General features: G+C 50.3%; 14 protein-coding genes. 8 read left to right on the forward strand and 6 right to left on the reverse strand.

Annotation, left to right across the window (positions count from 1 at the left end; all coding sequences use genetic code 11):
• Position 1: 1 nt before the first annotated feature.
• From AB8S08_RS05135 to AB8S08_RS05145, 3 genes are read right to left on the reverse strand one after another with little or no spacing between them, the layout of a single operon-like run.
• The gene (locus tag AB8S08_RS05135) at positions 2-1165 is read right to left on the reverse strand and encodes an exonuclease SbcCD subunit D (protein WP_369743971.1); all 1164 of its coding nucleotides are present in this window, start codon (positions 1163-1165) and stop codon (positions 2-4) included.
• A gap of 56 nt (positions 1166-1221) precedes the next feature.
• The gene (locus AB8S08_RS05140; protein ID WP_369743972.1) at positions 1222-1782 is read right to left on the reverse strand and encodes a hypothetical protein; all 561 of its coding nucleotides are present in this window, start codon (positions 1780-1782) and stop codon (positions 1222-1224) included.
• Positions 1779-2261, reverse strand: coding sequence for an RNA polymerase sigma factor (locus tag AB8S08_RS05145; protein WP_369743974.1), 483 nt, complete (start codon positions 2259-2261; stop codon positions 1779-1781). Before AB8S08_RS05145 ends, AB8S08_RS05140 begins: the two co-directional genes overlap by 4 nt.
• Before the next feature lie 154 nt (positions 2262-2415).
• On the opposite strand from AB8S08_RS05145, the gene AB8S08_RS05150 reads away from it, so the two are divergent.
• The 8 genes from AB8S08_RS05150 to AB8S08_RS05185 all read left to right on the forward strand — a co-directional run bounded on the left by AB8S08_RS05150 (position 2416) and on the right by AB8S08_RS05185 (position 12125).
• Positions 2416-2673: a hypothetical protein gene (locus AB8S08_RS05150; protein ID WP_369743975.1), complete on the forward strand. Its 258-nt coding sequence runs from the start codon at positions 2416-2418 to the stop codon at positions 2671-2673.
• A gap of 232 nt (positions 2674-2905) precedes the next feature.
• A complete protein-coding gene (locus tag AB8S08_RS05155; RefSeq protein WP_369743976.1) occupies positions 2906-3691 on the forward strand; it encodes a DUF429 domain-containing protein in 786 nt (261 codons plus the stop codon).
• A gap of 2 nt (positions 3692-3693) precedes the next feature.
• Entirely contained in the window at positions 3694-5217 is a 1524-nt protein-coding gene (locus AB8S08_RS05160; RefSeq protein ID WP_369743978.1) for an FAD-binding domain-containing protein, read from the forward strand.
• A gap of 137 nt (positions 5218-5354) precedes the next feature.
• The gene (locus AB8S08_RS05165; protein WP_153827304.1) at positions 5355-5654 is read left to right on the forward strand and encodes a monooxygenase; all 300 of its coding nucleotides are present in this window, start codon (positions 5355-5357) and stop codon (positions 5652-5654) included.
• A gap of 38 nt (positions 5655-5692) precedes the next feature.
• A complete protein-coding gene (locus AB8S08_RS05170) occupies positions 5693-9382 on the forward strand; it encodes an ATP-binding protein (RefSeq protein WP_369743979.1) in 3690 nt (1229 codons plus the stop codon).
• Positions 9382-9999, forward strand: coding sequence for a hypothetical protein (locus tag AB8S08_RS05175; RefSeq protein WP_110076927.1), 618 nt, complete (start codon positions 9382-9384; stop codon positions 9997-9999). The genes AB8S08_RS05170 and AB8S08_RS05175 overlap by 1 nt, the downstream gene beginning before the upstream one ends.
• Positions 9999-11291 carry a hypothetical protein gene (locus AB8S08_RS05180; RefSeq protein WP_369743981.1) on the forward strand — a complete coding sequence of 431 codons (1293 nt, stop codon included), beginning with the start codon at positions 9999-10001 and terminating at the stop codon, positions 11289-11291. The genes AB8S08_RS05175 and AB8S08_RS05180 overlap by 1 nt, the downstream gene beginning before the upstream one ends.
• Positions 11292-11309: 18 nt before the next feature.
• Entirely contained in the window at positions 11310-12125 is an 816-nt protein-coding gene (locus AB8S08_RS05185; protein WP_369743983.1) for a Wadjet anti-phage system protein JetD domain-containing protein, read from the forward strand.
• Here the strand turns inward: AB8S08_RS05185 and AB8S08_RS05190 are convergent, their stop codons facing one another.
• Genes AB8S08_RS05190 through AB8S08_RS05200 form a run of 3 tightly spaced genes read right to left on the reverse strand, consistent with a single transcriptional unit; the run spans position 12126 to position 15273 of the window.
• Positions 12126-13067, reverse strand: a complete 942-nt coding sequence (locus AB8S08_RS05190) for an SDR family oxidoreductase (RefSeq protein ID WP_369743984.1) — start codon at positions 13065-13067, stop codon at positions 12126-12128.
• Positions 13064-13945 (reverse strand): bile acid:sodium symporter family protein, encoded by an 882-nt coding sequence (locus AB8S08_RS05195; protein ID WP_369743986.1) that lies wholly within the window; start codon positions 13943-13945, stop codon positions 13064-13066. Before AB8S08_RS05195 ends, AB8S08_RS05190 begins: the two co-directional genes overlap by 4 nt.
• 8 nt (positions 13946-13953) lie before the next feature.
• On the reverse strand, positions 13954-15273 hold the full coding sequence (locus tag AB8S08_RS05200) for a flavin-containing monooxygenase (RefSeq protein ID WP_369743988.1): 1320 nt from the start codon (positions 15271-15273) through the stop codon (positions 13954-13956).
• Between the last annotated feature and the right edge of the window lie 54 nt (positions 15274-15327).

The raw sequence follows: 15327 nt of genomic DNA on the forward strand, positions 1-15327 counted from the left end.
GTTACAGTTCCTTCTGTTTGTTAAGCACGTCTTGCACCACATCGTTCAGTACTTGGCGTTGTTCAGCACTGAGATGGTCGTCGGTCATGGCATGAAAAAAGTCATCGATGATGTCTAACTCTGTGCGTGCCAGTTGCTCTTTGCTGTGCACCTTGACGACCTCGCTGTCGCTGCGTTCTAGCACTCGCTTGGTGAGATCGAGAATATTGGGATACACCTGCCGTAACCTTGCCATGGGGTCTAGCAGGGCTTCTTTGTCAGTGAGTTTTACTTGTACGTAATCTTGGTAATAGGGGTCGTTTTTGCCCTGCTCGAGAATCTCAGCAAAAGCGCCTTCGATAATGCGTACATCACGTAACGGCTTCAGTGGGTATTGGCTGATATCTGCCTGCTGGTCGGCAGTAAATTTCACCAAGGTGACGCTCTTCTTATGGTTCACTTCAGAAAAACTATATTTTAACGGCGAACCGCTATAACGCACGTGCTGGTAGCCACGATACTGGGCTTGGTGCAGGTGGCCAAGGGCGGTGTAATGAAAATCTTTAAACAGATTGGCATCAACGCATTCGGCCCCACCGATACTGAGGGGGCGCTCTGAGTCGCTCACACTTGCTCCGGCAATAAAGCTATGGCTTACCACAACGTGAGTAGCTTGCTGGTTAGGATGGTCTGCAAGATGTTGCTTAAGCAGGTTGGTGACGTGCTCTTGGGCGCTTTGATGATCCGTTGTCTTCACCCCGTAGAAGTCATTCACGTGCTCAGGATCGCAATAAGGTATTCCCCAAATGACTAATTCGCCGGTGTCGGTTGTCAGTGTTACGGGTGTGAGTAACTGCTCAAAGGAGGTGAATAGATGCAAGCCGCTGTGTTTGAGTAAATTCGCGCCAAAGCCAAGCCGTTTCGCCGCATCGTGATTCCCTGAAATCATCACTACCGGAATCTGATGCTCGCTGATCAGGGTGTTTAAGGTACGGTCAAGTAGGGTGACAGCCTCAGCTGGCGGTAACGCCCGGTCATAGACATCGCCGGCAACAATCACCACATCAACTTGCTCGGCAACGGCGCAGGCAATGATTTGTTGAAGGATGTGGGCCTGATCTTCAAGCAGCGATTGCTGGTTAAAGATCCGGCCAAGATGCCAATCTGAGGTGTGTAAAATTTTCATGGAACCGTCCTGATGTTGCTGCATGGCTGTGCTGCCAATTACCGATAGTCTGTTAATTACTCCGACAGCACTTTTAACAGGCGTTTACTAGCTTGTAAACGCCGATAAAACCATAGTGCAAGGACCATCAGACTAGCCACAATGGCGCCATGGAGGAGTAGCTCACTGGTTTCAAATTCAGAGCGCAGCAGTATTTGTGCTACCAATAACACGATGAGTAAGCCCGCAAGGACAAAAGTGCCGAGTAGATTTAAACGCCAGCGATAAACTTCTTGTTCGGTCAATTTGATATGGTCGCGCATAGAGTCGTTTAGGGAATTGCTTTTCATCAGTTTAAAACTGCGTAACCTGCTTAGATTAACCGGGAAAAAGATGATCCAGCCCCAGAGGGTTAAAATCAAAACCCAGGCACTGAGCAGCCAATCGGACTCGTTCAGTAGCACCCAAACACTGATGCCGGCGGCAAATAACAGCGATAAAATTTCGATGACGATATTAAAGCGCATGATCCAGCGATGGCGTCGATAGCGACGCTGAGTCGCTTGTATATCTAGCTTTAATGCTGGCGTTGTCGACTGCCAGAGTGAGGTTAAATTATCTAAATCATGGTCTTTCATACGGAACCTTTACGCATTAGTTCAGTTAATTGTTGTTTGCCGCGATTCAGGCGAACGCCCACATTGCTCTCACTTAGCCCTAAGGTTTCACCAATTTCGATATTACTCAGGTCCTCTAATTTTAACAGCATCACTTGACGCAAACTCATGGGTAATTGTTGTACCGCCGCGAGTAATTGCGAATGTTGTTGGGCATGCGTGAGGAGGTGCTCTGGGCACTGGTGGTCGGCCACTAGGTCATCCTGTTGTTCGGTCTGCGGTTGGCGACTGGCGCGGCGAATATGATCTACGGCAACGTTGTGAATAATTCGGTAAATGTAGGTATTAACCGAGCTTTCGCCCTGAAATTGGGCTAAGCCACGCCAAACCGCAAAGGCCATTTCTTGGGCCAATTCATCTCGCAGGGCTGGGTTGGCTTCATAGCCGGACGCGGCGCGTACCATGCGTGGCCAGTAGCTTTTGACGAGGTCTTCAGACAATGAATGGTTCCTAGTAGATGACGGATTTTAAGTAGTAGTCGTTGCTGCTGAGAAAATCTTACAACAAAAAAATCTGTAAGCTTTGTGAGGTGGCACCGTCTGTAGTTTACGAATTCTTTATTTAACATCAGTTTTTTCAGCGAGGATAGTAAACATGTTACAGACATTAAAACAAAACAAAAAATTAGTACTTAGCATTATGTGGTCGGTCGTTGTGGTGTCATGGTTGGTGCTAGGTAGTATCTTCTTTTTAGGGGACGACGAAACGATTGGCATTATTGCGCTAACGGCTGCTGCGGTGATCACCGAAGTAGCATTTTGGATCACAGCGCTACTGTTTGGCATGGCCATGGTTGATGCCCGTAAAATGCTTTGGCACAAGCTTACTGGGCGCTCAGCTAGCCAAGCGTAAGTTAGCCACTCCGAAAGGTTAACGAACCAATCCAAGGTGGCGGAATTCTTATTCTTGAGTAGAGTAGTTGTTTGTTATCTCAATTTAACTCAACGTAACTCAAAAAAGGATAGGACTATGGCAACTCATAGAGGGTCGTGTTTATGCGGCGCCGTCACCTTTGAAGTTCATCATGATCTAAAACCACCGAATAGACAGTAATGAGAGTTTAAGGTTAGGCAGGAGAAATGTGATGGCGTCGGTGGTGGTAGGCGTGGATGTGGCATGTTCACGACAGAAGCGTATTCCGATTGTTTTTGCGCAGTGGCAAGGGGCGCGGTTGGTGCCGTTGCCGGTACGACAGTTGGCGGTACAACCTCCGTTTGGACAGGGCAACAGACGCGTTATTGATGACGCCTATACGGCAAGTTACGCCGAGCAAGTGCGCGCTTATATCGATGCTGTGTGTGACCATTACCAGTTGCAGATTGCGTGTATTGGTATCGATGCGCCGCTACGCCCGCGCGCTGAGCAGCTCTCATTTCGGTTGGCTGAACAGGCGTTAGCCGACGTTGGCATTCGTTGTTACAAAACACCGTCGGCCACAGAGTTTAGGGCTATTGTGGACAAAGCGCGGCAGCACTTGGCCGCTCGAAAGCCCGTTGCGAACATGCCTCATGTGATGCAATTGTGGATGCTTGCTGGTTTTGCGTTGGCCGAACAGTTAGCAGAGCTGGCGCCGTTGATTGAAGTTTTTCCGCAGGCAACGATTCGGCAACTACTCCCGCAAACTCCGCATAAGACCGCCCTGGGTGTGCCTGAGCAGCAATTGGCTGCCATTGCACAGCACAGCGGTTGGCCAGCCACAGAAAATGAGTGGCAACAGCTACCGCAAATTAGTTTTGGCAGCACCCACGATAAAGTTGACGCCTACAGTGCGGCTTGGGTTGCTGGCTTGAAAGTGCACGCACCGCATCGATTACAGGTGTTTGGAGAGGTGGCACAGGATGATGCGATCTGGGTGCCGCGCGCAGTATGAAGATGTCGGCAAGCGTTCAGGTGGTTTGGTTTAAACGCGACCTTCGTTGTGTCGACCATGCGGCGTTGGCTGCAGCCGCTGAAGCTGGGCCGGTGCTGGCTTTGTATGTGATTGAGCCGAATTATTGGCAGCTCTCTGATACCAGTAACCGCCAGTGGATGTTTGTGCGTGATGCCTTGGTGGATTTGCAGCAGCAGCTGGCGGCGCTGGGCGGGCAATTGTGGTTAGCTCACGGGCATGTGCTGGAGGCGCTAAGCGAGTTACATCAAGTGCTGCCGCAGTTTGTCCTGCATAGTCATCAAGAGCACGGTAATTTATGGACCTTTAAGCGCGACCAAGCAGTAGGGCGGTTTTGTCGTGGGCACCAGCTAACTTGGCATGAATATCCCCAGTTTGGGGTGGTGCGGCCAGTACAGCACCGTGTTGGTAGCTTTCATGAGCATTGGTTTGATTGGATGCAGCAAGCGCAGCAGACCCTGCCCGAGCACATCGTTTTTGTGCCGCCGGCGTGGTTGGAATCTACCTCGTTGCGGCCGTTGGCGATTGAGTTACTGCCCACCAATTTAGGCACTGATGCTTACCTGTTGCGATCGCGCCAGCAAGGTGGACGCCGCGAGGGTTTGGCATTATTGGAGAGTTTTCTAACACGCCGTAGTGAGCGTTATCGAGGTTCGATAAGTTCACCTTTGACGGCGGTTTCAAGCTGCTCGCGACTGAGCCCTTATTTAGCTTATGGCTGCTTGAGTTTGAAAGAAATTGTGCAAGCCACCGAGAGCAGCCGTGCCAAAACCGTGCCCTTGCATTGGCGTAAAAGCCTAGCGGATTTTAGCCAACGATTATGGTGGCATTGTTATTTTATTCAGCGCTTTGAAAGCAATCATCGAATTGAGTTTCATGCGTTGGTGCCGGCTACGGATAAGTTGCCGCGGCCTTTTGATGCCGAGCGTTTTGCTGCGTGGCAGCATGGCCGTACCGGCTGGCCGATGGTGGATGCCTGCATGCGTTATTTGCATGTGCACGGCTGGATAAACTTTCGGATGCGCGCCATGTTGGTTTCTGCGGCAACCTATTCACTGTCGTTACCATGGCGTCCGGTGGCCGAGTGGTTAGCGCAACTGTTTGTGGACTACGAGCCAGGGATTCACTTTCCGCAGGTGCAGATGCAAAGTGGCCACGCCAGTAATTCGATTCTACGCATTTACAACCCGGTGATGCAGGCACAAAAACTTGATCCACAAGGGCAGTTCGTGCGCCGCTGGGTGCCGGAACTGCGTTCTATCGATGCGATGTGGCTGTTTGAGCCTTGGCTGATGCCGGTGCATCTAAAACAACAGCAGGGCATCGATTACCCGCTGCCATTAGTCGACTTTGAGCAGGCCCATCGACAACTTAAAAATGACGTGAGCCAGCTACGCAAAGAACACGACCTTCGCCCCGCCCGCGGCTTCAATGAGCGCCGCTCGCGGACCGGCTCACGCTCACGCAAAAACACCCCACCTGATAACCAACTCAGCCTGTTTGACTAACCCGTGAGGAACTTGCGGCCCCAGCTACGGACCCAGCTACGGAGGTGGGTCTGCAAGTTCCTCAATGAATTGTTGTAAGGGCGGTATCATGGTTTAATAATGGCTAGGTTTGTTGCTATAAAAGGTGGAGGTTGGTGATGAAGATATTGCAGGTGGATTTTCCGTATGCAGGGCCGTTTGGTGCTGAGATGGCGGCACAGATGCAACAGTTAGCAGAATCTATTACCCAAGAGCCAGGCTTTTTGTGGAAGATCTGGACAGAAAACCAAGCTAATGGTGAAGCGGGCGGTCTTTATGCTTTTACTGACGAGGCCTCAGCGCAAGCTTATTTAGAGATGCACAGTGCCCGGTTGAAGTCATTTGGGGTGCCATCCGTGCGTGGCCGTATCTTTGATGTAAACAGCGAGTTATCAACGATTACTAAAGCTCCGCTTTAACTCCCTACTTAAAAACTATAATAATTGACGGAAACGAGATGGCGAAGCTGTTAAAGATAATCATGATTAATGGGCATCTGCCGGGTGTGGTGGAGTTGGAACTGGATGGCCACACCAATATTTGTGGTAGCAATGCATCGGGTAAAACCACGTTGCAGCGGATGATTCCGGTTTTTTATGGTGAGCTTCCTAATCGGGTGGTGCCGCGCACTCGGCTAAGTTTTGATAAGTATTATTTGCCGTACAAAAATAGTTACGTGATTTATGAATACGAGCGACCTCGCCATGGTTTGGCGCAAGTGGTTTTAACCAAGCGCGCCGATGGGATTGATTATCGTTTTGTGGATGCCGGCTATGATCCACAGCATTATTTATTAGAAAAAACCGATGGCGTGGTGGCAAAAGAATATCAAGATTGGGCGCACTTTATGCGTGGGCTATCGATTGATATGTCGGCCAAGATCTCGACCACCACGGAATACCGCAATATTATTCTTAACGATATTAAAAATGACCGTAGCCAGCGTAGCGAGAGTTTAAAACATCGGCAATTAGCAGCGCGTTATGCGCTAGCCCAAGATAATCATAGGTTGCGCCATATTGAGAAACTGGTGTCTGCGGTGCATGCCAAAGAAGGCAAAATGGATACGCTGAAAAGCATGCTGGCGGCCATATTAGAGGAAGACGGCTATCAGCGCCCAGCCAATACGTTTACGGGCGATAAAATTAAAAGCTGGCTGCGTGATATGAAGCAGTTCATGAAAGTTGAACGCTTGCAAAAGAGTCTAGCTGAAATTGAGCGCGTAAGTGCCGAACGCAATAATAATGTGGCGGCATTATGGCAATTAAAAAAGGTGATTGAGAGCGATTTTAGTCAGCAAAAAATAGCGAAGGCAGATGCTGAACAGCGGTTACAACTTTTAAAGCGGGAACTTGCAGAGGCGCAAGCTCATTACGAGCAGGTACGGGGCCAATTACGCCAACAACAAGGTGATGCACAAGCTGATTTGGACCAAGCTGAACAGCGTTTGAGCAGTGCCCAGCGCGAATATGATGACTATCGCGAGCAAGATGTAGAGCGGCTGGGGCGTGAGCTGGAGTTGTTACCTGAACGCCGCGCCGAGCTGCAAGAATTAGAGCAGCATTATCACTTGCTGATGGAAAAGCACCAAGATGCGGAACAGCAATTAAATAGCCACAAACTGAAATTGCGCGATGCGCTAGAGCATAAGAGTCAAAAATTACGTGCGCAGATGCAAGTTAAAGCGGGTTTGCGTGAGCAATTGATGCAAGCGCAACTGGATGCCGCCAAGCAGCAGAGTCTGCAGTTGCAGCAAGAGTTGCAACGCGTGCGTGAACAGTTTGAGGCGCAGCTAGAAGCGCTGCAAAGCGAGTTGGCGGCAAAGCAAGCTCAAGCGGGTTTGTCGATGCTTAACAGCGACGAGCACGAGGCGATGCGAATAGCTGAAGCGCGGGTAGATGAAGCGCAAGAACGCCTGAATCAGCAGCAAACGTTAGTGACCAAGCAACAGGAGCAGCTGAATGTAGCGTTGCGTGAGCGCGAGCGCGCTGATGCAGATGTGCGTGACGCGCGTAGCCGCAGTGCTCAAGCTGCGAGTCGGGTAGAACAATTACAACAGCAGTTGGCGCCGGCTCCTGGCAGTCTCCGCCAGTTTTTAGGCCAACATGTGGATGATTGGCAACAGAGCTTGGGGAAAGTACTAGCCGAACCTTTATTGCAGCGCACTGATTTAGCGCCGCAACAGGTCAATCACCAAGAGCAGACCAGTTTGTATGGCATTCAGCTAGATTTAAGCGCCGTTGAATTGCCTGATTACGCTAGTACGGACGAGCGTTTGCAGGAGCAACTCGAGCAAGCCAGCGAGCAGTGGCAGCGCACCCAGCAACAGGTGCAGGAAGCAGAAAAGGCTTTTGCGAAGGCAGTTGAGCATGCGAAATTGCAGCAACAACAATTAGATAGGTTGCAACAGCAGTTACGCAGTAGTACCCAAGATGTGGAGTTTGCCCGCGACAACAAGCAACGTTTACTGCATACCCAGCGCCAATTAGAGCAGGAGCGTAAAGGGCAACTGCGGCAGCGGTTAGAGCAGTTACAGCAACAACTGCAGAAAACTAAAGAGCAGCGAGCGCAGGCCCTAGCTGAGGTGGAATCGGAGCAGCAAACGCTGGCGCTGGAGCAAACGGCGGAATTTCAGGAGCAGTTGCAAATCCTTGACGATGCCGTGGCTGATTTAAGCAGCGAACTCGAGCGCGCCAAGGCACAAACGGCTGAGCAAATGGCTGACTTAGAGCGAAGCTTTAGTGCCAAGCTGGCTGACGAAGGGGTGGACCCGAAACGCTTAGCCGAGCTAAAGCAGGAGCGTTTACAACGTAGCGAACATATTCGTGATACCGAGGCTCAACGTGATCATTTTGCCAAGTATCAGCAGTTCATGCAGGTCACTTGGCAGGGCCTAAGGCCGCAATGGTTGGCGGCTGAGCAACGTGCAAAACAACAACTGCGGGAAGTGAGCGCAGAGTTAGAGCTGCACGAAAATAAGTACCGTGATCAGAAGCAACTGCTGCAACGCCAAGCCAACGAAGTGAAAGAGCAGTTGGAGAAAATTGAGCGCCAGGTGATGAATTTACAGGCTTTGGTGCAACGCATGGCGGATTTGCCGGTAGCAACCATAGCTGCGCTTGATACTGATTTTAATGCCGGCGATGTTAGCGAACACGTGGCGCGAGCTCACCAGCTGTTGGATGATAAGCAGAAGCTTGATAAAGATCTCGAACAGCGCGTTCCACGCTTAGAAAGTGATTTACGCCAAGATGCCGATAGCCAATTTATGAGCTTTATTGAGCAATCGTTAGGGCAGTTGGGTGAAGCCCCAGATCTACAAGCGCAAGTTACTACCTTAGCTGAATTGTTAAAAGTGCTGGAAGCCAAACAAGAGCAAACCATTGATCAAGGTCGAACCATCGGTAAAGGCTTGTTTGAATTCTTTACCGTGTTTAACGATATTCATAAACGCGTGAGTGATTACAGCCGGCGCTTAACCCAAGCGGTTACTGATGAACTAACTTTAGATGGTATTGATAAAGCCGAAGTTAAAATCAGTTCAACTATTGATGAATTAAGCTTTTGGAAGCCGCTTAAAGAAATGACCTATCAATACAAGGTGTGGAATAGTTCTGGCGAATTGTTACCACCTGCGGAATACATTGAACATTTAACTGAGGTGGCTGATTTACTGAAAGCGAATCAGGAATACACCATCGAAAGCTTATTGAAATTACAATTAAACCTGATAGAAAACGGTGAGCCGGTGGTGATTCGTAATGATCGCCAATTAACGGATTCGTCGAGCCATGGTATGGCCTATCTTATTTTATGTAAGTTCTTATTGGCCTTTACGCGGTTATTACGACCACCGCAAGCGGACGTGACCATTCATTGGCCGATCGATGAGATTGGTACCTTGGCATATCACAACGTTGAAAAGTTATTTGATGCCTGTAATCACAACAACATTGATATTGTGGGGGCCTTTCCTAACCCTGAAAGTGATGTGTTGTTGCTGTTTAAGCATAGGTATTTGATTGAACCTCATGCGCAGCAACCTAACAAAGGCCAGTTAAAGCGGATTAAACCACGCGTGTCTGAGCTTACGAAAAAGTTACAGCAGTTGCAGCCTGCTCATCAGGTGACAGGAGGTACCGCCTAATGCCACACGGACCTTTACTAGAAGCCTTGTTAGCGGGGCAGTACATTTGTGCAATCACCAACGAAGATTACTTTACCAAGTTGCAGCGCGACGAGGTGCGTGAAGGCTTGGATGATTATTTACGCCCACTGAACCGCCGGGTGGCCACCAATGATGAACAAACCGTCTTTTTCTTGGCCTATCGCGATATCGATGAACCCGCACGCGAGCACTTAAAACAACAGCTCAGTGTGGTGATGAGTTCGATGTTGCCCTTGTTGGAGTGGTTAACCTATGTGCAAGAAGCCATGGGTAGCGATGCGATTTTGACGGCTGGCGATACCATTAAATTGCAAGAGTTGATGGTGAAAACTGAAGACAACCCAAGTTTGCGTCAGCGCCTTCAAGCCCTAGCAAATGATAAGTTTTTTAACTCGAATGCAGATGCGGTAGATGCCCAAGCCAAGCAAGTGGCTAAGCGCTTGGTTGAGCATGGTTATTTGCTGCAGCCTCATGCCAATCGGTTGTATTTTACCGTCACTGGTAAAATTGATTATTTGCTTGATTTGGTGCGCTTTATTAAAGATGAAGAAAACATTCCGTTGGATGAAAGTCAGAGCCAAGTGGAGTTACTCTAATGGCTGGACAAGAGCGCGAATCACAGCTGCTGAGTAGTTTGTTTGAGGTAGGAGCAGAGCGTCTCAAATTGATAGGCGACCATGCGAAGCTACTGATGCAGGGTTATTTACGCGGTAGCATTGACGTGGCTGCAGTATCCGAGCGCAGTTTAAAGCGCTTGATAGCAGCGCGAATTCTGTATCAACCTGACGCTAGCACCGAAGTTAAATTACGACATCCGGTAACGCAATTAGTCGCGGCTTTGGTGACTGACGAAAGTCGTCGGCAAATTGATGCCGGTGTGGCCGATAAACTGGTGGCGATTCGTGGTTACGTAGAAGGCATGCGTGAGGCCCAGCGTATGGGCGATGGCGTACGTGTTGATAGCCAGACGCTGCGTATAGAAGAGGCGGTTTATGATTTAACCTCGCAATTTGAAGAAGCCATTTTTAGTTTATGGCACCGCTTGAACAGTAACTTTGGTTTCGTTAGCAATTTAAGCGATAAAATTCGTGAAAACGGTCGTGCTCAGGAGCAAATCAAGCGTCTTATTGAAGGGTTGTCGCTGATTGATTTTGATGAGTTTATTGAGCTGGCGGAGGGACATCCGGGGCTGCGTAAACTGTTGGTGAGCCGTCTGCAGCAACAAATTAACACCCACCATGGCAGTTTGCTCGAAGTTCAAAAACGCTTAGTTGAGCTGATGACACGCTTCCGAGAGCAGCAAGAACGCAGCTTGTTGGTGGTGAATATGGCGGGCTTTTTGCGCGAGCATCCAAGCTTTGCCATCGGCGATTATTCCTACCGTACTCAGGTGCCCAGATTGGTGAACCATGCCGCTCCGGTGCTGGCAAGTGCGGGGGTAGCGCTGGATAAACGCGAGCAGCAGCCGGCCTTGGTGCCGTTAATTCATAGCTTATACAAAGAGTTGGCGCTGAAAGCCAAAGTGGATACGGCCAGTTCTAATAGCAATAGCATTGAGGTGAATGCCAAGCAACAAGCGGTTGAGGCACGTCAGCAGCAGCTCAAAGAAGATGCGATGCAATACTTTATTGCGGTCTGTGAGCGGGCCCAAGATACCCAGGCCCATGACGCTGAGCCCTTGTCTGCGCTTGATTACTTGCAGCAACAACAATTGTCATGGCCACCCGAGGTGTGGTTATTTCAGGTGTTGGGCGAGTACAACGGTTTGCCTCGTCACGAGCAGCAGTTATTTCAGTTGTATCGGCAAGAGCAGCCCGCCAGTCGTTTTAACCATCTGTATCTGATTGCTGATATTGCTGTGCGTTATCAGCCGCATGCGGCGGCTTAGGTCGATGGTGCCCTACGTATGTCTGATTTAAAGCCCCGCGAGCGGAAGTTACTGCAAGCTATTGCGGCGCAATTGCAACGCCAGTTGAGAGTGGTGCGAACCGTGCGGGCTACCGACCAAGCTGTGCTTGAATGGTGTGTGGAGCAAGATCTGATTGCTAGTCATGCGGCCCAGCAGCCGCAATTTGCCTACAGCCAAGAGCTGTTCAAGGGCATTAGCACGCGCCTGCAGCAACAACAGTTGGCGCCACTTGGAACGGACCTTAGCGGTAGCAGTCTGGCCCAAGCCAAACAAGGGCAAGCTGAACATAAGAGTGTCCGCAGCAAGCCGCGGGCGCAGCGGGTGTTGATGGCCCGGCAGCAGGAGATCTTGGATGTCGATCAACGCAGCTTAGATCTCGATAACTATGCTGCGTTGGTGGTGGTGGAGAATCTAGATTGCTTTTATCAGTTGCAGCAATTTCAGTTGCCGTCTACGCCTGCACCCATGTTAGTGGTTTACCGCGGCGATGTGGCTTACAGCCAAGGTCGGGCGGCATTGTTGCAACGTTGGCGCAGCAGCACTAAACCGCTATGCTACTTTGGCGATTTGGATGCCAAGGGCTTTCATATCGCGCAGCAAGAAGGTTTTAGCCATATTGCGGTGCCTGAGTTAGCGTGGTTTTGTGAGCATGCCACAGCACATGCTTATCCGGCCAAACAGCAGGTGTTTGCGGAGCAGCTTGCTGGTGCTGGCGATTTAGCTGGGTATCATCAACTATTGCAACGTGAACAACGCGCTATGTTACAACAATGGCTGCAGGATATTCCCCTGCATTGGGCCCGTTGTCGTTAGTTAGCGCGGTAGTTTTTGCTGCAGATTATGCTGAATAAAATAGTCAAAGGTAGCGCGGCTGCTCAGCGCGGGCGTATAGCCAAACTCTTGTTTAAGGGCTTGGTTACTTAACACCGGTCGGTAGCGCAGAAAATCTACTTGTTCGGCGCTGTACCGGGTTAACTTTAAGCGTTGGCCGATATGCAGGGCCGCACGCAATAACCAGGCGGGCAAGGTCAGTAAAGGCTTGTTCAGAGCTGTGGCGATCTCGGTAATGGTCATTGCTCCATCGCCGGCGAGGTTGTATATGCCGGTACTGCTACGAGTCACTCCCTGCGCGATGATATTAATCACGTCTTGATCCCAAATAAATACAAAAGGTGACGGTGAGCCTTGAATGGCTAGCAACCGTTTCGCTTTAAAGAGCGCAGTGATTTGGTTATCCGTGTTGGCGCCTAGCACGGTACCGGGGCGCAGTACCAGTTGTTGTAGTTGCGGCTGGCGCTGCCGATACTCTGCCAATAATTCTTCAATCAAACGTTTATGATGGCTGTAGGCAAAACTAGGATTGCCGCGTAAGGCATCGGTTTCAGATAGCCACGTGGGATTATCGGCATGGTATCCGTAGGCCGCGCCACTACTGGTGATGGTAAGATGGCTGACGTGGGCTTGGCAACATGCTTGGAGGACATTAGCGGTGCCATTCACATCAATATCGTAATCTCGCGCAGGGTCCGCACTGGCTTGCATCACGCTGGCCAGATGAATCACATGACTGATGTGGTGGTGTTGCATCAGCTTAGTAAGGGCAGGATCCCGAATGTCCATAGGTACAAACTGATAATTAGCCGCAGATTCTCTAGCATGTTGGCGAATATCGATGCCAATGATGGAATGTTCGGATAGCCGTTGGATCAGGGCTTGGCCGAGATAGCCTTCGCTGCCGGTGATAAGAATAGTCATGCTGCGCTCCTACGGCGATCACGATATTGCCAGAACAGCGTAAGCGATAGCCCTGAGATTAAATGCCATAAGCCCCAGCCGGCGGCGATGATCGCCATGTCCGTTTGGTTGGCGAAATAAGTGAAGATAATGCCCAGCCCAAGCCCTGAATTTTGGAGGCCAACTTCAAGGGTGACCGCACGTTTTTCGGGGCGAGCTAAGTGCACCGCACTGGCGGCAAACCAGCCAATCGCGAGTGCGACTGCGTTATGAATGATAACGGCCAAGAGAAAAATGCTGGCGCCGGTGATAAAGGTTTGCCAGTTTACCGCCAGCGCAATTCCAGCAAAGCCAAATAACGCCAGCAACGAAATCACTCGAAACAAGCCTTCGCTGCGCTGCGCAAATGCAGGAAAGCGTCGCCCGCACCAGAGCCCTAGCAGCAACGGAATGGCGAGCACTAACAGTACCAACAGCAGCATGTCTGCGGTAGAAACATCAATGCTTTGCAGCAAGGCGTTGGTGTGCGGATTTAAGCTGGCATAGAACATGAAATTTAGCGGAGTGAGAAGCGCAGCGGCAAGGCTGGCGAGCCCTGTCATGCTCACCGACATAGCCGCGTTACCACGGGCTAAGTAAGTCATTAAGTTAGAAAAACTACCGCCAGGACAACAAGCCACCAGTAACAGGCCAAGGGCAATACCAGCTGGCATGGGCACCAATGAAATACCGATCCAAGTAAGCAGTGGCAGCAACACAAACTGCGCGAACAGACCTACCAGTGGGCCTTTCGGTTGCAATGCAACACGCTTAAAATCGGCCGGGGTAAGACTCAACGCAATGCCGAACATCATCAACGCAAGGATGCCATTTAGCAACAACAACGAACTCGCAGACATAGGTGCTCCTAGCGATTTGAGCGGTTATCAGCCATAGAGGCGAGGGCTTGGCGCTCGGTTGCTAGGGCTTTTAAGTAGCTCTCTTTGTGCACGTAATAAGCCATGCGCTCGAGTTGCAAATAGTTCATGCCGCCATCAATACGCTGATTGGCATGTTGCTGTACTTTGTCGAAAAAACTCTGTGCAGCGCTGGGGTTATCCTGTTGCAGACGAATCACCGCCGCCACTAATTGAGCTTGCTCATCACGACCTTGCCAGCCAAGCCCCGAAGCTTCGACCATGCCCATCACAAACAGATTGGCATGGCGCGGACTGAATATATTGAGATACAGCTGCGGTGCGTGACCTTGCCAATTCAAGTGTTCGGCTGCAATAAAGGGATAATGCAGTTGGTAACCTGTGGCTTGCAAGATCAGATCGTAATCGGCCTGTTGGCCATCGACAAAATCCGCACCGCTGGGCGTGAGCTGGCGAATATCGGGGCGTACTTTAATATCACCATGGCCAATATGATGCAGAAACAGGGTATTTACCACCGGATGAGACTCGTACATTTTATAGTCAGGATCGGGGAGTCCATAATGACTAGGTTTGCCGCTGAGTAAACGTATCAGCAAGCCATCGAGGCGTTGTTTCAGCGCCCGCGGTAACTTGATTTTGCCGCCGAGGGTATCAATGGGTTTACCGGCCACAAATTTGGGCAGAAAATAGTAGCCGCGGCGCACCGACATATCAACGCTGGCAGCGCGATGCACGGCATCGACGGCAATGTCACACCCGCTGTTTCCACAACCAACTATAAGCACCCGTTTACCCGCAAAAATATCGGCGCTACGGTAGTCACTGCTGTGCAGCATCTGCCCGTGAAACTCACCTTTAAAGGCCACTTTGTTGGGATGGTGTAAGGTGCCATTGGCAAGGAGTACATGGCTGGCAACTAACTGCTGGTGTTGCTGCTGTGCGTCACGATAATGAACTAGCCATTGCTTATCTGCCGTTGGCTCGATGCGTTCAACATGACTGTTAAACCGATAGTGTTGATATAACTGAAAATGCTCTGCATAGTCACGAAAATACTGGCGCATCTGGTCGTGACGAGGGTAGCTGGCCACCTCATCGGCCATCGGGAAATCACTGAATTCAGTCATCCGCTTGGATGAAATAAGATGCGCTGATTCATACATGGTGCTGGTTGGGCTATCAATATCCCAGAGGCCACCCACGTTATTGTGAGCTTCTAAACCGATCACCGGCAGCCCTTGCTCGGCGAGCCGTCTGACACTGCATAGCCCCATGGGGCCGGCACCAATCACCACTATTGGATTCATTTTGCTGGGGTCCTTATCACTTTTTATTAGCGTTTTTATTGTTCTACAAGCGAT

Origin of the sequence: Pseudidiomarina sp. PP-1MA (assembly GCF_041200125.1) — a bacterium.
GTDB classification, from domain to species: domain Bacteria; phylum Pseudomonadota; class Gammaproteobacteria; order Enterobacterales; family Alteromonadaceae; genus Pseudidiomarina; species Pseudidiomarina fusca.